Origin of the sequence: Brotaphodocola sp., assembly GCF_050873065.1 — a bacterium.
Taxonomy (GTDB): Bacteria; Bacillota; Clostridia; order Lachnospirales; family Lachnospiraceae; genus Brotaphodocola.
In genome coordinates this window covers 1-18,447 of record NZ_JBNMIC010000045.1, presented here as the reverse complement: position 1 = coordinate 18,447, position 18,447 = coordinate 1, and the positions used below count along the sequence as shown (strand labels likewise).

The window sequence follows — 18,447 nt, the reverse complement described above, 5'->3', positions numbered from 1 at the left end:
CCATATAATATCCGACAGCTGAGGGATCTCCGCGAAAATACCATGCCAAGGAGTCCGTGACCAACAAAAGAGCATTGAAAACAAGCAGCGCGTACTGGGCACGATTTTTTCGAAATACCTCTCTACCGCTTGCCTGGATGCTGAAGGCCGCTGCCACGCAGAACAGCGCGCCCCAGATCTCCAAGGCTACGTGTACGCTCATGATTGTGATCGATTTCATTCTTCACTCCAATTCCTTTCTTTTCTCTTCTCTCCATCTCTTGAAAAGAAATTCTTTCTCGTGAACCTTCTTTGGCTGACGATGCGGTACGCTCTGCACTTTTCTCAAGCACATCTTCATACAGCTTCGTCTTCTCCTGTTTTTCATACTCCTCAAACGTGACACACTCTGCACGGATCCCACTCTTTTGAAATGAGGCACAATCCGCCTCATAGCAGGATTTCAACATGCGCCTATCCGGCTCCCCCTTGACAAGATCCCGGTAAATACTGAAATCCCCCCGCTCATCCGCTACCTGAAGCGCACTTGCAAATACCATATCGTTCGGAAAATACGTCTGAATCAGCATATTTGCCCCGCGAATCATCCGTGCCGACACCGATACCTGCTCGACTGCATCCGGAGGAATCCTCATGTCCGACTTTCCCGGAATATGAGGTCTTCTCGACTGCTCAAGCTCTGACTCCAGTTTGAGTGCATGTTCGATATAAGGTTCTGCAACCAGCAGTGCCCCCTCAATGCTCATCTCCCTGTGTCCATCCTGCCGCTGAAGCAAATCTGCTCCTAAATTCATCTTGTCCAGAATCTGTCCCATTCTAACCTGATCCTCTTTTTCCAAGAGATGATCTTCCATATCCAGAGCTTTCATGGCAAAAAGCATATTCAGCTTCTTAACCGGATTGTCCAATCGCTCACATTTTTCCAAATATGACGTTAAATCCCCCATCCCCGGCCTCCTTTATCATTTCCTGTCAACTGCTCATCATCTTCACAATTACATTTCTTGTCCTTATTATAAATGATAAATAGATACAAAATGGACACTCTGAGACGAACTTTCTCCTCATAAACCCATTATTTATTCCATTATTTGCTCATTCTGCTGTAAAAAACTTCATCGAGCATTCCATGCGTGTACTCGCCCCAGCTGTACTGTGACATATATTCTCCATGATAACGGTCAAAGGAATCCTGCTTGCCATCACACCAGTCAAAATAATCACAGTCTATCTTTTCTTTTGCAACTCCGATGGCTCCACGCCTTCTTAAAATCACATCTCCGCAGCCTGCCTTCGTGAGTGATACGATCAGATCCGTGCGCAATTTTTTCATGTAGGAAATGTGACCGCGCTCATCCTCATCATCTTCCCAGAGTGCTCCCATGATCTGCGCATTGCTGCACACCGCTCCCCGGCGGTCAACCAGATATGCCAGAAGTTCTTTTGTCTTGTTATACTGAAACGGAAGCGGCTTGTGATCGATAAACACCTCAAAATCTCCAAACGCACGAATCGAAAGTTTTGGCAGGTCCTCCGATCCGTCCGAATAATCCCTCTCCTCCGTCGCCGTCGCAATCGCTGCGTTCTGATTCTGCCCGGAGACTGGCAAAAAGCGCAGATCCTCCATCTCCATCCGAACACTGTTTTCCGTCACCGGCTTCATAATATATCCACTCGCATGCATGCTCATCGCATCTCCCGTGTATTCCCCATAAGCCGTCACAAATATAATATTCACTTTCGGATAAATTTCTTTCAATTTCCTAGCCGCATCCACACCGCTCAGTTCCGGCAAATGAATATCCAAAAACGCAACATCACAGATCTGTTTTTCCATAATCGCAATCGCAGATTCTACATCCATGCAAGAATAAATGTCACTTTCCGGAGCTGCCGCCGCAATTGCATCTTCCAATTCGGAAAGTGCCGGTCTCTCATCATCTACTGCCAGTATCTTCATCTTTCTCTTTCATTCCTTATATACATAAATTTTTTCCTACAGACAAAAAAATCTTTAAAGATTTTTCATCCAGATCCCCGCAAGTTCTATCCAGTTCTGGCACTGTGGCTCCACACGATTTGCCTGACCAACCGCCGTCTCCTCATTTGCAAGTGAAAGTCCATGCGCACCGACCGGATAGAGATGCATCTCCAGATTTACTCCGCTCTGTACCAGAGCACTCGCAAGCAGGAGAGAATTCTGCACCGGAACAGTCTGATCTGTCACCGTATGCCAGAGAAAGGTCTTTGGCGTATGTGCCCCGACCTGAAGTTCGAGAGAAAACTCATCCAGAGCTTTCTTCTCACCGGCACGCTCCCCAAGCAGATTTTCAACAGAGCCCCTATGGCAATACTCTCCCGCCGTCACAACCGGATAGCAGAGAATCATTCCATTCGGTTTGATCTCCTCATTTTCCGCGCAGACAGCCTTTGCCAGCCACTCCTGGTTCCAGAATGCCCCAAGACTTCCCGCAAGGTGGCCTCCTGCCGAAAATCCGGAGACCACAATTCCATCTTTCTGGATCTTCCACTCCTTTGCATGTCTGCGGATATGGGCCGTCAGCCAGGCGAGTTCTTCAAGTGCCTGCGGGAAGCGGCTCGGAGCTACGCTGTAAGACAGGACAAAAGCATGATATCCCATTGCGAGATACTGAAGTGCAATCGGCTCTGCCTCCCTAGGAGACACAAACCGATATCCACCTCCCGGACAGATGATCACGGCTTTCCGAAGCCGCTCCTTCTCATCCGGATTGTTATCGATCAGATATGCCGTATAGGATGCCGGCTCTACCTGTACACCTGCCTGTTTTTCTCTATTTCCATCTATCTCCTTAATGGTCTCTGTCCATACCTTCATCGTGTATCTCCCTTCTTCGTTCCATTTTTCTGTCAGACAAACTTGCTTTATTTTCCTTGCTACGGATTACACTGCTTGCACGGGGAATATCCCTGTTCAATCATCGAAGTCCTTGTCTCTTTTACCTGCTTTTTATTTTCTTCCTTTGTTCTCTGTGCCGAAGAACAATCCGGCTTGTGAAACGTTCCCGTATTGACATTCAAAATGTAGGTTTGTTTCTTTTCTTTCTTTGTATTTGCTTTTGTGTCATTTGCTTTTGTGTCAGAGCCTCCTGACGTCTCTGCTGCCTTTACCGTCGAATTCTTATCCGTTTTCGTCGTCACTCCGGCAAGCGCCTGACCAGAAAGTGCACTCTCGCCTGTTGCATAGTCAATCGTGATTCCCGGCTGAACATCATAGGCATAGACGCAAAAGAGCACTCCCTCGCCCTGATCTTCGACGGACTCTGCCTCCATCAGCACGCCTGATGCCACCAGATTATCTCCCTCAAAAACAGGTGTCACACGGTAAAGTACATGGTTTTTTGTTTCTTTTACATAGTCTGCCACCATATTTTCAAACGGAAGCATTCCGTCCACGTTCAGATATCTCGTTCCCGTGATCAGGTTCTGTTTATTCGCATTCTCTGCGGTCAGCTGATAACCGATCAGATGGCAGCGGTTATAGAGGCTTTTTCCGTCGACATTGTCATATCTGACAGAATGCCAGCCTGTCGGCTTTACACTGCTGATGTCTCCCCGCTTTTCTGTCGGCATCGTCTCTGTGCTGACAGATGCGTAGGCAACACCGCATCGTCCAAGATTGTCCAGTTCACTGTACGATTCAAATGAATCCTTTGCCGCCTTAAGCTCCGCTTCCGTAAAATACGGAACATTGTCGTGAACTGCCACATACGGATCTCCTGAATATTCAGGCACTTCAGAAAGGCTGAATTTCCCGTTTAAAGAACCGGTTGTCTGCTCCGACTCTGAGCCATTTGTTGACGATGATGCCTCTGTCGCCGCCTGTGCCTCCGTCGTCGCCTGAACACTCCCCGATAATTCCAGCTCCGGTATTTCTTCACATGCAGAAAGAACCAGTGACACCGCTGTCACCAGACCTGCAATCCATATTTTCAGTTTTCTCATAATCTGACTACTCTCCGTCCTCTTCTTTTGTTTTCTTTTTCTTTTGATAATACTCCACCGTAATCTTCTCATGGGAAGAACCGGCAAACTCCTCCATCTTCGTCATCTCCCAGTCCCCGTCACTCAAGTTCAAGTCAAAGAAACGGTCAGATGGATAGACTCGATTCCATTTATAGAGAAGAACGGACTCGATTTTTTCTTCATATTCCGAGACATTCTGATTCTCCACAAAACAGAATTCCCCTTCGCCTGCCTGCGCCAGAAAATCCTCTGCCACGCAGATATTCGCATCTGCCGCAGATCCCTGTTTTTCTGTCTCTCCTCCATCCGGATTCTCACAGTCCCGCTGAAAAAGGACAGCACTGTACGCATTCATCCAGATCGCTCTGCCATCAGCCAGTTCTCTCAAGTGATGTCTCTGAAGCCGGTCCTGACTCTGACGGCGTTTATTGAACATCATCCCATTTTTGTCATCTATGCAAACTGCAACGATCATTTGCCTTTTTCCTTTCTCCAATCTTTTATCCTACTATTTTGACCATTCGATCAATTTTGTTTTTACTCTCACATAGATATCCGCCATATGTTTCGGAAATGTTGCGCCCAGATAAAAAACCGGAAAAACAAGCATCGTTGCAAATGCGATTCCAAGCGCAAGAGATGCATACGGATGATGCAAAAGGCTAAGGACAATACTCGCAATCAAACTAATCGGAAAAACAAGTGCCATAATAAGTGCCACTGCTCGTCTCAAAATTTTTCTCACTCCTTTTTCTTTTCTGAATTCCATATCATTTTACCACAAATCTTTAAGAAAAGATATGGTCCATCCGTCCAGCATTTGATTTCAACCATTTTTTATGATAAGATGAACCTATCTTATTTGCGAGGAGGAAATGATTTATGGATAGCATTTTTCACAGAATCAGTGTAAGAAAATATGCAGATAAACCGGTCGAAGAAGAAAAAATCATGCAGATTTTAAAAGCCGGAATGCAGGCTCCGAGCGCTTGCAACCAGCAGCCCTGGGAGTTTTATGTGGTGACCGACAAAGAAAAAATTCAGAAGCTGGCTTCCGTCACTCCTTATTCAGGCTGTGCCGCAGGCGCGCCGGTTGTCATTGTTCCGGTTTATCGAACAGAAGGACTGATCCGCCCGGATTTTGCACAGATTGATCTGGCAATCTGCCAGCAGAATATCTGGCTTGAAACCGATTCGCTCGGCCTTGGCGGCGTCTGGATCGGAATCGCTCCCATCGAGGACCGCATGGAGTCTGTCCATAAACTCCTGGATCTCCCGGAAAATGTAGCTGTATTCTCTTTATTCCCTCTCGGCTATCCGGCAGAGAGCCGTCCACAGGCAGACCGCTTCCATCCGGAACGAATTCATTTTATTAACGATTAATTCCATCAAAAAAGGCTTCTTCCGGGCAGGATTATGGTTTCAACATCCTTTTCCCTAAAAGAAGCCTTTTTATTCTGGATTTTTTATGAACGTTTTTTTGAATTAGAATTGTGATCTGCTTAGATATAATTAGAATTGCGATTTACTTGGATATAAGTTCTGAATAAAATCTGATTTTTTGTTTTTCTCTTAATTTAAAATTCTGAATTTTCCGATGAGCGGAAGCTCTTTTGCTTTTCCACTCAATGCATTTGCCACACCCATAATAAACAAAACCAATAACAATATATAGACAATACCGGTAAATGGAAGCACAAAGCGCATCTGCCACCAAAAACGGCTGAAGGCAACGGTCAGCATCGATGAAGCAAACTGCCATCCCATTGTCACAATCATAAGAATCAAACCCTGATTTGCATGAAACCGGGCGTATTTTGACTCTTTCGCGAGGAGGATTGGCAGAACTACAAGAAGCGAAAAATAGGAAAGCACCGCCATCAGCTTGTTCTGTTCGATATCTTCTGCCTGAAACTCTCCGCTCAAATCTTTCGCCTGACTCAAAGTCTCCCAGGACTGTGCCTGCGACGGTTGAGACGTTCCCCGTCGCTCTCCCTCCGCGTGCAAAGGCTGGGCTCTCTGCCCCTGTACTGGCGCTCCGCAACCCGGGCAGAATTTCGTCCCCTCGCTCAGTTTTCTCCCACATCGTGCACAAAATACCATGTCTCTTCCCCTTTCTATTTTGGATTATTGAAAATCTATGGCAATTTTTATAGGTTCTGCTTTCTGTGCAAAACCTCTATGCCCGTGACAGATTTTTGTCGCGCTAAGTTTCAACTGCGCTTTTTCAATGCTCTTTCAATGTTTTTTCAATACTTTATTATTTTATTGCAAGATTTACGGCTCCGATCGCAGGATAAAGTTCTGCAAACACGCTCTCGCTCCGGGTTTCGGACGTAGCGGTGCATAAGGTCGCAAAATACGCGACCTAAACACCGACGCCTCAACACGGGTTTGCAGAATCTTTCCTGCTCCGTCGCCTTTTCACTATATTTTCCTACTTTATTCACTGCTATTACATAACTCAAATGAACTACCACGTCTGAAAGCCTAAATAAGTGACCTATGACTACTCACATAAATAACCCTCTTAACTTTTTAGCACTCATTTCATATACCAGGCAAATAAAATAGGGCGCAAAATTATGATAAGCGCTATAAATATTAATCTTATACAAATTATCTAATACTCTGGAAAATTTCAAATCACTATAAAAGAAAAAAATGGGATAATAACTGAATAACTGAATAACTGAATAACTGAATAACTGAATAACTGAATAACTGAATAACTAGAATTATAGCACAGATAAGAATTCAATTCAACTGAAAAAAGCAAAAACTTCAGGCGCTCCGAGGCTGAGAGAATATCCAATGCGAACCCGTGTTGAGGCGTCGGTGCTTAGGTCGCGTATTTTGCGACCTTATGCACCGCTACGTCCGAAACCCGGAGCGAGAGCGTGTTCACATGGATATCTGCTCAGACGATGGAGCGCCCCAAATACCATCTCAATCTCATCCACTCTGAAATCAAGGTAAAACTAGCTGCAAAGCCTTGCCTTACTGCTCACTTTTCGGAAAAATCCGGCTGCCATAACGCGCAGCAAACACATGACCTTCTTCATCGCGAATTGCAGTCAGATAAATATCGGAATATTTTTTGCGAACCATTCCCTGATACGGATAAACAGCCTGAAGATCCACTGCCTTTCCGTTTACAGACATCGTCAGGCTTCCATTTTCATCCTTGAGTTCAAACGCATCGCCCTCTCCAGATACATAAGTTCCGGCAAGCTCCTTGCGCTCTTCCTCACTCCACTCACGTTTTCCATGCTCCTGACGCTTCTCAGAAACCTCAAGACCACAGTATGCGCGAAGAGCAGCATCTGCAATTGCCACCACAGACACATCCATCGTATTGCACAGAACCACTATGCCGACTTCCTCCTGCGGACAGAACGAGAAGTTGGAAGAAACTCCCGGCAGACTTCCGCCGTGCTCATAGACTGCGCGGTCTTCAACCTGCTTCGTCTCAAGACCATATCCGTAGTAAACACCCGGCTTCATAAACTGTCTCGGCTTCTCCATCTCCTGAACGGAATAGCGATCCAGAATCCGATTTCCATTCTCTGCAGTTCCCTCGTTTAAATACATCACTGCATACTTCATCATGTCGCCCAGAGTAGACTTCATGGCTCCGCCACCGTGAAGCACGAAAGCATCATTCTGGTAATCGCGGTCTGCTCTCCACTCTCCATTTTCAAAAGAGTACAGAACAGCTGCATTTTCATCCAACGTATTGCGGATAAAGCTCGTGTTGCTTCTTTCCATGCCAATCGGCTTTAAGACATGCTTGTCGAGATACTCCGCAAATGAATCGCAGTCCGAATGACGGCGCACAATGTCAGAGAGCAGTCCAAAACCATCATTGCAGTAGCTCATGCGCTGACCCGGACGACCCGTAAAACGAGTCTGATTGTCAAGACGCTCTGCGACAAGTCGGATTCCCTCATCAGCAAAGTCCCTGCGGTAAATCAGCTCCTCCTCAAGCGTATCCTCAATTCCCATCGCCTGAGCCGTCTTGTCCACAACGATACGCGGAAGCGGGAAATATCCGCCACTGTGACACATTAAATGCCACAGCTTTACCGGCTGATCCTGATTCTTGTTTGTGAATTCCGGAATGTACTTGGACACCGGATCATCCACAGAGAGAACTCCATCCATCTGCATCTGCATGATTGACAGTGCCGTAAAAGACTTCGTCACAGATGCCATACCAAAGATCGTGTCACGGTTGATCGGGAGCTTATTCTCCTCATCTCTGTAACCGAAATACTGCTCGTACTGGATCTCTCCCTTTGCATTTACAATGCCGACTGCAACACCACGCGCACTGCAATCCTCCATCACCTGAGCGACCAGCGCTTCTAACTGCTTCTTTCCTTCTTCTGTCATACGGTTCATGAGAACATCTCCTTCTTCAGGCTGCGGATTCCAAGACCGGCCTCAGAAGACAGAACCAGATGTCTCGTATCCTTGACATCAAATCCACCCTCAAACGGCAGTGCCTTCAAAGAGAACGTCGCATCCAGATCTGCACGGGTGATGTTCTTCATTGCTGCGCCGAGGGAAGCTGCTGCGGTGATGCCGATACCGCTCTCCTCTGCCATACATCCAAGCATGCACTCCACGCCTGCTGCCTCAGAAATTGCCACAATCTTCTTTGCCTCGTAAATACCGCCACACTTCATCAGCTTGATGTTGATGTAGTCTACTGCGCGCTCAGATACCAGACGCAGCGCATCCTTGGAATCCCAGCAGCTCTCGTCTGCCATGATCGGAACACTGCTGTGAGCCGTGACAAATTTAAGTCCCTCAAAATCAAATCTCGGAACCGGCTGCTCTACAAGCTCGATATCGTACTCATTCAGGCGGGCGATCAGCTCAACAGCCTCTTTTGCCTTCCATCCCTGGTTTGCATCCAGACGGATCTTCACGTCATCGCCGACAGCCTCACGAATTGCACGAACTCTTGCAAGATCGGTTGCAAAATCCGTTCCGACCTTCGTCTTAATCACGTTAAATCCAGCCTTCACATGCTCTCTCGCACGCTCTGCCATCACCTGCGGATCATCAATGCCGACCGTCATATCGGTCTCAATCTCACCGGACATTCCGCCAAGCACCTTGTAGAGCGGAAGATTTGCGCTCTTTCCGATGATATCATGGCAGGCAATGTCAATCGCTGCTTTTGCAGTTCCGCAATAAGCAACCGCACGGTTCATCACAGCATATACCTTCTCCATATCTCTCGGATCCACACCGATCAGCTTCTCCTTGATACGCCCGATCGTTGCAATCGTACCCTCAAGATTCTCACCGGTGATAAACGGTCCCGGAGATCCCTCTCCGTATCCGGTGATTCCTTCATCTGTTTCCACCTCAACCAGACAGCTGACCGCATGGGTGATCAGTCCGAGAGAAATGCGGAACGGGCGCACAAGCGGCACCTGCATCTTGTAAATCTTGATATCCGTGATTTTCATGACACTACGCTTCCTTTCACATGTTTCATTTTTTCTTTTTTCAAAACCAAAGTGCGTTTGCCACCCTGCCCCAAAAGAGCAGATGCCAAACACACTTCGATTACAGATATTTAAGTATTAACACAATTTTATTAAGTACATGACGTACAACAAGTTTTACTTGCAGCCATCACAGAAATGGCAGGCACACATATGGCCGTTTCCAATGTCTCGCAGCTCCGGTTTCTGCGTGGAACAGATGTCCTTTGCCATGAAACAGCGGGTATGGAAGATACATCCTGCCGGCGGATTTGCCGGGCTCGGAAGATCGCCCTGAAGAATAATCTTCTTTCTCTTGGAATGGCGCTCCGGCATCGGAATTGCAGACAGAAGTGCCTGTGTGTACGGATGGGACGGGTTCGCAAAGAGCTCTTTCTTGTCCGCCATCTCAACCACATGACCGAGATACATAACCATGACGCGGTCAGAGATATGCTTGATGACACTTAAGTTATGGGAAATGAAGATGTATGCCATTCCCATCGAGTTCTGCAATTCACGCAGCAGGTTCAGCACCTGAGACTGGATCGAAACATCGAGTGCAGATACCGGCTCATCGCAGACAACGAGAGACGGACTGAGCACGATCGCACGCGCGATACCGATTCTCTGACGCTGACCACCTGAAAACTCGTGCGGGTAACGGTTGTAGTACTTCGGATTAAGACCTACGACTTCCATAACTTTGAGTACCTGGGCACGGGTCTCCTCAGCAGTCTTATAACGCTTCTGAATATTTAACGGCTCTGCAATAACCTCACCGACCGTCATTCTCGGGTTTAAGGATGCATACGGATCCTGGAAAATGATCTGCATGTCTGCACGCATTTTTCTCAGTTCCTGACCGGAAGCTTTTCCGAAATCCTTTCCCTTGTAAAGGATCTGACCGGAAGTCGGTTCAATCAGACGCAGAACCGAGCGGCCCATCGTCGACTTTCCACATCCGGACTCACCTACGACACCGAGTGTCTCTCTCGGATTTAAGGTAAAGGATACATCATCAACTGCCTTGATCCAGGATTTTTCTTTTGCGAAAAAGGACGATCTCGCCGGGAACAATTTTCGCAGATTTTTGACCTCTAACAGAGGGGTCTTGTCATTTGCTTCGCTCATCAGACGTTCTCCTCCCATTCTTTTGTATACTTAAAGCAGCGGACCTTGCGTCCCTCTGCCTCCACGAGCTCCGGCATCTTCTGCTTGCAGATCTCGCGCGCCTGAGGACATCTCGGGCAGAATGCACAGCCCTTCGGCATGTCGTCAAAACTTGGCACCATACCCTTGATCACGCTCAGCTCCTTTGTGTCATCGTCATCGAGCTTCGGAATGCATTTCATCAGACCATCGGTATACGGATGCATCGGTTTCTCAAAGATCTGGTCACAGGTTGCATGCTCGACAACCTTACCTGCATACATAACCATGACATCGTCGGCAACCTCTGCGATAACGCCGAGATCATGGGTGATCATCATGACGGAAGTACCGGTCTCATTTTTCAGCTCATTGATCAGATCAAGGATCTGTGCCTGAATCGTCACATCGAGTGCTGTCGTCGGCTCATCGCAGATCAGCATTTCCGGATTACAGCAGAGCGCCATTGCGATCATGACACGCTGACGCATACCACCGGAGAGCTGATGCGGATACTCATCGAAACGGCGCTCCGCAAGCGGGATTTTAACGAGTTTGAGCATCTCGATTCCGCGCTCCTTCGCCTGACGCTTCGTCATATTTTCATGAAGAAGCAGAGCCTCCGTGATCTGCTCTCCGATCGTGTAAACCGGATTCAGAGAGGTCATCGGCTCCTGGAAAATCATCGCGATCTGCTTACCGCGGATCTGACGCATCTGATCTTCCGTCTTCTTTAAGAGGTCCTCGCCCTCAAAGAGAATCTCTCCGCCCTCGATCTTTCCTGGCTTCTCCACCAGACCCATGATCGACAGGGATGTGATACTCTTTCCACAGCCGGACTCACCCACGATTCCAAGGGTTTTTCCCTTTTCCACATCAAAGGACACATCGTTGACAGCCTTTACCAGACCCGCCTGCGTGTGGAAATAGGTCTTCAGATTTTTTACCTGTAAAATTTTCTCTGCCATTTCACACACCTCCTTAGTTCTTTAACTTCGGGTCAAGCGCATCTCTTAAACCGTCGCCGAAAATATTGAATGCGATAACCGTGATCATGATTGCCACACCTGGCATAATGCTGTATACCGGACGATAGCTGATGAACGTCTGCGCAGCACTGATCATATTGCCCCATGACGGAGTCGGAGGCTGGATACCGATTCCAAGGAAACTCAAGGATGCCTCGTACATGATTGCATTCGGAATACCGAGCGTTACGAGAACGATGATCGTGGAAAGGCAGTTCGGGACAAGTCCCTTCATGATGATCCAGTAAGTGGAAGCACCGCAGGCACGGCTCGCCTCAATGTACTCCTTCTCTTTTAACTGCATGACAGAGCCACGGATCATACGGGCGGTGCGAACCCAGGTCAGAAGACCGAGTGCGATGAAGAGGTTGAGCACGCCTTTTCCGAGGAAGGTCATAATTGCCATTGCAAAGATCAGATCCGGGAAAGCCTGGAAGATCTCCATGATACGGGAGATCGTGTTGTCAATCCAGCCACCGTAGTAGCCTGCTAAAGAGCCGAGGGTGACTCCCACGATCGAAGCAATGACCTGTGCAACGATACCGATACTGATTGAAACGCGGGAACCGTAAATAATTCTGGAAAGAATATCACGGCCAAACTCATCGGTTCCAAACGGATGTGCCAGACTCGGTCCAGCTAAAACCGCACTGTAATCCTGATACGTCGGATCATACGGAGCGATCAGCGGAGCAAAAATTGCCATCAGCACCAGAAGAACCAGAAGACCTGCACAGAACATGGCCATCTTATTCTTCTTCAAGCGGCGGAAACTGTCGCCGTAAAAGCTCGAATACTGCATGCCATTTTCCATGACATCCTGCTCGAACTGCTTCTGTTTGTTAAAAAATCCAAATACTTTCTTTGCCATCTCTTAGGCCGCTCCTTTCCCGTAACGGATCCGCGGATCCAGAAATGCGTAGGAAACATCCACAAGCAGGTTTACCACAACAAAGACAAACGCGATGTACATAACCGTTCCCTCAAGAAGCGGCAGATCTCGGTTTGACATTGCATCAACGGCAAGTTTACCGATACCCGGGATGGAGAATACTTTCTCAATCAGCATGGAACCGGTCAGCATGTAACCGAAGTCGGTTCCCACAAGGGTTACAATCGGAATCATTGCATTTTTCAGTGCATGTTTCAGAATGACTGCCCAGTGTTTTACACCCTTTGCCTTTGCGGTACGGATGTAATCCTGACCAAGCACTTCCAACATACTGGTACGAGTGATTCGTGCCATATTTCCTGCATAACGAGCGCCAAGAGCGATACTCGGCAGGATATAAGCCGCCACGGAATCAAATCCGGAGATCGGCAGAATGTTCAACTTTAATCCAAAAATAATCTGAAGAATGATTGCTACCCAGAATGCCGGTGCAGATACACCGATGATCGCAAGGACCATGACAACGGTATCAATTCCTTTTCCGCGCTTTACAGCAGCAAAGATACCGCACGGAATTCCAATAATTGCAGCAAATACGAAGGACATGCAGGCCAGCTTTACCGTTACCTTAAAGCAGCGCATCAGCGCGTCCGTTACAACTTCTTTTGTAAAATAGGAGGTGCCAAAGTCAAGATGAACTGCACCCTTAATGAAATTGAGATACTGTACATAATAAGGCAGATCCAGCCCCAGTTCATGACGAACTTTCGCAATCGTCTCGGGATCCGCACGCTTCTCCAGCATCAGTGCAACCGGATCTCCCGGAACTACCTGAAGCAGGACAAATGTAATCAGACTGATGCCTACCAGAACAAAGATTGTCTGTACCAGGCGTTTTGCCGTGTATGAAAGCATTGATTTTCTCCTATAATAGTGAGAAAGGAAGGCTGCAAAACATGCACAGCCCCCCTCTTCTCAGAACATTTGTATAAGTTTGCGCAAATGACTACTGAATATCTGCGTTCTTCCAGAACATACGGAAGGTAGAATCCATCTGGAATCCGGTGATCTTCGGGTTCAGCAGGTAGAACTTGGTCTCATTGTACAGAGGAGTGGTTGCCCAATCTTCTCTGGTCATGATGTGCTCTGCCTTTGCGTAAATCTCCAGACGCTCTGCCTCATCGGTGGTTGCGATACCATCCTCAAGCAGCTTGTCAAACTCGTCGTTGTGCCAGAAGCTGGAGTTGGTGTCGGTCTTGGTCATCGGATAGAGCATGCTCTCCGGATCAGCGTAATCTACATACCAGTTAGCAATACCGCAATCAACGCCACCGCTCTTCTTCATATCAGACCATGCTGCGGAGTCAACCTGCTCAACCTCTACGTTGATGCCTGCTGCCTTTGCCTGCTGCTGGAATGCAGTTGCGATTGCAACGTTACCCTGATACTTGGTGTTTACGGTTACACGCAGATCAATACCATCCGGGTATCCTGCCTCAGCAAGGAGCTGCTTTGCTTGCTCCGGATTGTACTCGAACTCCGGAAGACTGCCATCATGTCCGATGATTCCAGCCGGAATGTAGGAGGTCGGAACCGTAGCGGTGCCATGCAGAATGCTGTCGCAGATAGCCTTACGGTCGATGGAAAGAGCAATTGCCTCTCTTACCTTTGCATCCGGGAAGGTCTTGGAATTTACAGTCAGGCTGTAGCATCCGGTCGGCTGGAAGCCGTGCATCTGATCCTTCAGATCCGGGTTGCTGGAGTATACCGGGTAGATGGACGGATCTACGTCAACGTAGTCCACATTGCCCTTCTGATACTCAAGAACCTGAGTGTTTACATCCTCGATGAACTTGTAGTCCAGGCCATCAAGCTTTACGCCGTCGCCATGGTAATCCTCAAAACGGGAAAGGGTTACGCCAACACCGCTCTGATAGCTGTCCATCTTGAACGGGCCAGTACCGTACAGAACGCTCATACCCCAGTTATCTCCTGCCTCCTCGCAAGCAGCCTGCGGATAGATTGCGCAGTAAGCGGTAGACAGAACAGAAAGGAACGGAGCATACGGCTTTGTCAGCTGAATGGTGAAGTGGGTGTCATCCTGAACCTGAATACCGGACAGTTCCTCTGCTGCACCGTTGCTCAGCTCATCGTAACCAACTACATTCTCTAACAGGGTTGCCATCTTTGCCATCTTGACCAGACGCTCGTAAGAATACTTTACGTCAGAAGCCTTCAGGGTCTCACCGTTGTGGAACTTCACATCCGGAAGAAGCTCAAAGCTGTAAGTCATCTGATCCTCAGAGATGGTCGGCATGGAAGCTAACAGGGTCGGCTCCAGACCGTTCTCCGTCGTGGTCAGCAGGGACTCCGTAATGTTGTCCGTGATCTTCATGACGATGCTGTAAGTGTACTGCTGCGGATCCAGCGCTACCTGCGGATCTACTGCTGCAACGCGTACAATCTTTCCAGAACCATCCGTTGTGGTTGCTGCTGCGGAGCTCTCGCCTGCTGCACTAGTTTCAGCAGAAGAAGCTGCAGCAGTCGTCTCAGTGCTCTTAGAGCCGCCACATGCAGTCAGAGAAACTGCAAGCACACAGCCAAGGGCGATTCCTGCCAATGTCTTTTTCATTTGCTTTACTTCCTCTCTTTGTAATCTTTGCTTTTCTCGTTGCTGAATCTTTTGTGTTACTTTGCTTTTCCAATCGACGTTCACCCTGATATACAAAAAGCCGCTGGAACCGTGCAAGTTTTGCATTTTTCCAGATATGCGTTCTAAAAAAAACGAGACGTTCCCTAGGGACACTCTTCCTTGAGCATACGTCTCGTGTTAGGTCATAAACGACCGATATCACCTGTTCACTTTTCTCTTACATCACTTGTGTTCATCTTTTCTGGTAATAACTTCTGTTTCACAAATTCCAGTATACATCATAAAAGCCACTTGTCACTATACTCTCACGTTTGTTTTTTGTCAAGAACAATTTTATTCTTATTTTAGATTTTTTAGTGGTTTTTTTGTTCTTCCTGTTGAATTTTTATTTTTTTATCGTCATTTTTGCTATTTATATCTTTTGTTCCTATTTTTTTGTCCTCATTTTTATGCCCATTTTTTCGTTCTTTTTTTGAATCGCTCCGGATTTTTGACAAAAATTTAGCCAAGAGCCTCGGATTTTGATCCAAATTAAGTCTGACGCTCGCGCAGACTTGGCGCGTGATTTTCTTGCGAAAGTTTTCCCACAGTAGTAAAGATGAAATTGGTGGTAGATAATCATTTATGCGTTTGTCGTGATGTCAAGGTTGGATAAATGCAATGAAATGTGATATGATGTATTTGAAAAAGAAGTCACCGACCAAGTATGGTAAAAATTCAAATGAAAAAGATTTTGTTGAATCTGTTGCAAAATTTACACATAATCGATCAACATTTGAAACTGACTTTTCTAATAGGACAGTGCTTTTGAAATTATTATTCAAGTGATTGGCGGTGAAGAATATGACTCACAAGAAAATAATGGGAAAAACCCCTGCTGGTGGGGACTATTTTGAAATATACTATTATGATTTAGATGGAAAACCAGTTGATGAAGAAAAAGCATTAAAGTGTATTATCCGTGAGTGTAAAGCAGATGGAACTCTCCTGAATGAAGTTTTTGGTACTTGCAATTATGATGAAAAAATTTTGAAAGGGGTAGTAAAAATGAGTCTGAAAGAAGAATTCCTTAAAATTGAAACACAAGCTGAATATGATCTTCGCAGAGAAAATTTTCGCGATCTACCGAAGGACAAGGAGGTACAAGCTCATTTAGAGGCTATTCATGGTAAGGGATATGTATCTGGAAATCCAAACGGGTTTGTCGGTGAGCTTTATAAAACCCCACCAAGGCAGAGAACGTAACGTGTTGAAAATTGTGTTAAATAAAAAATTATAGAATAAAAAGGTCATTTATCCATCCGGTCAACCGTTCATAAAGCGGGACAATGAGGACAGGAAATGACCTTCTCTTTTTTTATCATAAAAGAGGCGTGTTCATAACTTATTTACTCATATGTTTGTCGTAATGATAATAGCTCTGCACTTGACAATTCTTTCCAGTTGTGAAACAATACTGAGATACAGCACAGATAAAAAATAAAAAATAGAAACACAGATAAAAACATCATATTCAAATAAACATTGAAACAAAAGGAAAAAGAAGGGGTGAATCCATTATACAATGAATATCAACGCAAAAAAACAGCTTTCCCATATTGCATGGGCTTACGTCATCTTTCTGATCGTAAACCATGTCGCATCGTTTTTCCTCACGATTGCCCTCAGACTTTTTTCGTTCGCAACCGCCGGAATCTTTGACCTCTCATTTCTGTTTCGCAGCGATGTCGCCATGCTGCTCTCTCAGTTTACCATGTACGGAATCGCATTTCCCGTCTTTGCATGGGTGATGAACAGGATTCCCTCGTGGAAAAAAACCGACAAAAAGACAATTCCGGCAAGCGACTTTGCCGTACTTCTGATTTTCTGTTTCGGAATGACTTACATCGGAAATCTGATCGGGCAATATCTCATGGCAATCGCCAGCACCTTGAGCGGAACGGTACAGGAAAATCCTTTGGATGACCTGATCACAGGGATGCACGTCGGTGTCGTCTTCCTCACAACCGTGCTGATCGCTCCGGTTATGGAAGAACTGATGTTTCGCAAATATCTGATTGACCGGCTCGTTCCCTTCGGCCAGAAGACTGCCGTGGTGCTCTCCGGACTCAGCTTTGGGCTTTTTCACGGAAACTGCTTTCAGTTTTTCTATGCCACCATGCTCGGAATGGTATTTGCCTATCTGTACAGCACCACTGGACGGATCCGCTACAACATCGCACTTCACATGATCATCAATTTTGTGGGTGGAGTCATCCCCATTCTTCTTGCGGACAGTACCGCGGTGAATGGCTTTCTCTCTCTGCTGATCTCCATCCTTTTCGGCGGAGTGGCTCTTTCCTGCATGATTATTGCAGCAGTCATTTTCTTTTTATACATAGGAAAGTTAAAATGGTTTCCCAGATGGATTTTTCTTAAAGAGCCAGTTGGCATTACCCTCTTAAAAGCTCCGGGAGTCTGGTTCTTTCTGGCAGCAACCGGCATCAGCTTTGTGATCTCCTGGATCAGCGGTTCCTAAGCTCCGATAAGCTGCACAAAATGCTTTCTATAATAAAATACAGAGTACCATGCCTGACCAACACAATCAGACGTGGTACTTTTTTTATTGCCAAGAGCCTACAACACCTTTAATCTTTACACTGCAAACAGGTGCTCAAGGAGCCAACACACGAGCGGAAGCGTCACAATAGATCCGATCGTCGTCACAAAGATTCCTCCCATTGCGTAATCTCCCTCTGAGCCCGAGGATTTTGCCATCATCACGGCGGACGACATCGCCGGCATTGCAGTCAGCAGCGCCATCGTCATATGGATCTCCGGGGAAATCGGCACAAGACAGAGCGCCAGATAAACAAGCAGCGGTGCTACTAACATCTTTACGAACACAATTCCGTAAAGTTCCGGTTTAAACGCATAGCGGCGGATATCCATACAGGCAAAGACTCCACCGAGATAGATCATCGCAATCGGTGTTGCCGTTCCCCCGATCTTCTGCAAACCGGTATTGATCACTCCCGGTACTGGAATTCCCGCAAGAATAAAGATTAGCGCCAGAGCAATCGCGATTGTCGCCGGATTGATCATTTTCCTGAGTTTAAATCCGCCCTCCGTGCCCTCCGGAGTTGTGAGTTTCACACCAAGTGTCCATAACACAGACTGGTCCACAATCGTCACAAGTGAGATGTAAAGCATTCCGTTCTGCGGATAGAT

At 46.8% G+C, this 18,447-nt stretch carries 18 protein-coding genes; 3 read left to right on the top strand and 15 right to left on the bottom strand.

All coding sequences use genetic code 11. From position 1 onward, the window contains the following. Positions 1-122 precede the first annotated feature (122 nt). The 6 genes from ACR0QE_RS10730 to ACR0QE_RS10705 all read right to left on the bottom strand — a co-directional run bounded on the left by ACR0QE_RS10730 (position 123) and on the right by ACR0QE_RS10705 (position 4,738). Positions 123-947, bottom strand: coding sequence for a hypothetical protein (locus ACR0QE_RS10730; RefSeq protein WP_432628349.1), 825 nt, complete (start codon positions 945-947; stop codon positions 123-125). 140 nt (positions 948-1,087) lie between these two features. Next, the gene (locus tag ACR0QE_RS10725) at positions 1,088-1,960 is read right to left on the bottom strand and encodes a response regulator (protein WP_432628348.1); all 873 of its coding nucleotides are present in this window, start codon (positions 1,958-1,960) and stop codon (positions 1,088-1,090) included. Between the two features lie 54 nt (positions 1,961-2,014). Then, positions 2,015-2,857, bottom strand: a complete 843-nt coding sequence (locus tag ACR0QE_RS10720) for an alpha/beta hydrolase (RefSeq protein WP_432628347.1) — start codon at positions 2,855-2,857, stop codon at positions 2,015-2,017. Positions 2,858-2,916: 59 nt separating this feature from the next. Next, positions 2,917-3,984, bottom strand: a complete 1,068-nt coding sequence (locus ACR0QE_RS10715) for a DNA/RNA non-specific endonuclease (protein WP_432628346.1) — start codon at positions 3,982-3,984, stop codon at positions 2,917-2,919. A 7-nt stretch (positions 3,985-3,991) separates the two neighbouring features. Then, a complete protein-coding gene (locus ACR0QE_RS10710) occupies positions 3,992-4,480 on the bottom strand; it encodes a ribonuclease Z (RefSeq protein WP_432628345.1) in 489 nt (162 codons plus the stop codon). A gap of 33 nt (positions 4,481-4,513) precedes the next feature. After that, entirely contained in the window at positions 4,514-4,738 is a 225-nt protein-coding gene (locus ACR0QE_RS10705; protein ID WP_432628344.1) for a hypothetical protein, read from the bottom strand. Positions 4,739-4,887: 149 nt separating this feature from the next. On the opposite strand from ACR0QE_RS10705, the gene ACR0QE_RS10700 reads away from it, so the two are divergent. Further along, positions 4,888-5,388, top strand: coding sequence for a nitroreductase family protein (locus tag ACR0QE_RS10700; RefSeq protein WP_432628343.1), 501 nt, complete (start codon positions 4,888-4,890; stop codon positions 5,386-5,388). Between the two features lie 189 nt (positions 5,389-5,577). On the opposite strand, the gene ACR0QE_RS10695 is transcribed toward ACR0QE_RS10700, so the two are convergent. The 8 genes from ACR0QE_RS10695 to ACR0QE_RS10660 all read right to left on the bottom strand — a co-directional run bounded on the left by ACR0QE_RS10695 (position 5,578) and on the right by ACR0QE_RS10660 (position 15,216). Beyond that, positions 5,578-6,108 (bottom strand): zinc-ribbon domain-containing protein, encoded by a 531-nt coding sequence (locus ACR0QE_RS10695; RefSeq protein WP_432628342.1) that lies wholly within the window; start codon positions 6,106-6,108, stop codon positions 5,578-5,580. A gap of 897 nt (positions 6,109-7,005) precedes the next feature. After that, positions 7,006-8,412 carry a serine hydrolase domain-containing protein gene (locus tag ACR0QE_RS10690; RefSeq protein ID WP_432628341.1) on the bottom strand — a complete coding sequence of 469 codons (1,407 nt, stop codon included), beginning with the start codon at positions 8,410-8,412 and terminating at the stop codon, positions 7,006-7,008. Continuing rightward, entirely contained in the window at positions 8,409-9,494 is a 1,086-nt protein-coding gene (locus ACR0QE_RS10685; RefSeq protein WP_432628340.1) for a mandelate racemase/muconate lactonizing enzyme family protein, read from the bottom strand. Before ACR0QE_RS10685 ends, ACR0QE_RS10690 begins: the two co-directional genes overlap by 4 nt. 156 nt (positions 9,495-9,650) lie before the next feature. Then, complete coding sequence (locus ACR0QE_RS10680) at positions 9,651-10,646, bottom strand: ABC transporter ATP-binding protein (RefSeq protein WP_432628339.1); 996 nt, start codon at positions 10,644-10,646, stop codon at positions 9,651-9,653. Beyond that, positions 10,646-11,632 (bottom strand): ABC transporter ATP-binding protein, encoded by a 987-nt coding sequence (locus ACR0QE_RS10675; protein ID WP_432628338.1) that lies wholly within the window; start codon positions 11,630-11,632, stop codon positions 10,646-10,648. Before ACR0QE_RS10675 ends, ACR0QE_RS10680 begins: the two co-directional genes overlap by 1 nt. A 13-nt stretch (positions 11,633-11,645) precedes the next feature. Next, entirely contained in the window at positions 11,646-12,563 is a 918-nt protein-coding gene (locus tag ACR0QE_RS10670) for an ABC transporter permease (protein WP_432628337.1), read from the bottom strand. A 3-nt stretch (positions 12,564-12,566) separates the two neighbouring features. Next, entirely contained in the window at positions 12,567-13,499 is a 933-nt protein-coding gene (locus ACR0QE_RS10665) for an ABC transporter permease (protein ID WP_432628336.1), read from the bottom strand. A 91-nt stretch (positions 13,500-13,590) separates the two neighbouring features. After that, the gene (locus tag ACR0QE_RS10660; protein WP_432628335.1) at positions 13,591-15,216 is read right to left on the bottom strand and encodes an ABC transporter substrate-binding protein; all 1,626 of its coding nucleotides are present in this window, start codon (positions 15,214-15,216) and stop codon (positions 13,591-13,593) included. Positions 15,217-16,080: 864 nt separating this feature from the next. Between ACR0QE_RS10660 and ACR0QE_RS10655 the strand changes: the two genes are divergently transcribed. Both ACR0QE_RS10655 and ACR0QE_RS10650 read left to right on the top strand, forming a co-directional pair. Continuing rightward, positions 16,081-16,482: a hypothetical protein gene (locus ACR0QE_RS10655; protein ID WP_432628334.1), complete on the top strand. Its 402-nt coding sequence runs from the start codon at positions 16,081-16,083 to the stop codon at positions 16,480-16,482. Positions 16,483-16,801: 319 nt separating this feature from the next. Continuing rightward, positions 16,802-17,755 (top strand): CPBP family intramembrane glutamic endopeptidase, encoded by a 954-nt coding sequence (locus tag ACR0QE_RS10650; protein ID WP_432628333.1) that lies wholly within the window; start codon positions 16,802-16,804, stop codon positions 17,753-17,755. A gap of 116 nt (positions 17,756-17,871) precedes the next feature. Here the strand turns inward: ACR0QE_RS10650 and ACR0QE_RS10645 are convergent. Further along, on the bottom strand, positions 17,872-18,447 hold a 576-nt coding region (locus ACR0QE_RS10645; RefSeq protein WP_432628332.1), incomplete at its 5' end, for an AEC family transporter.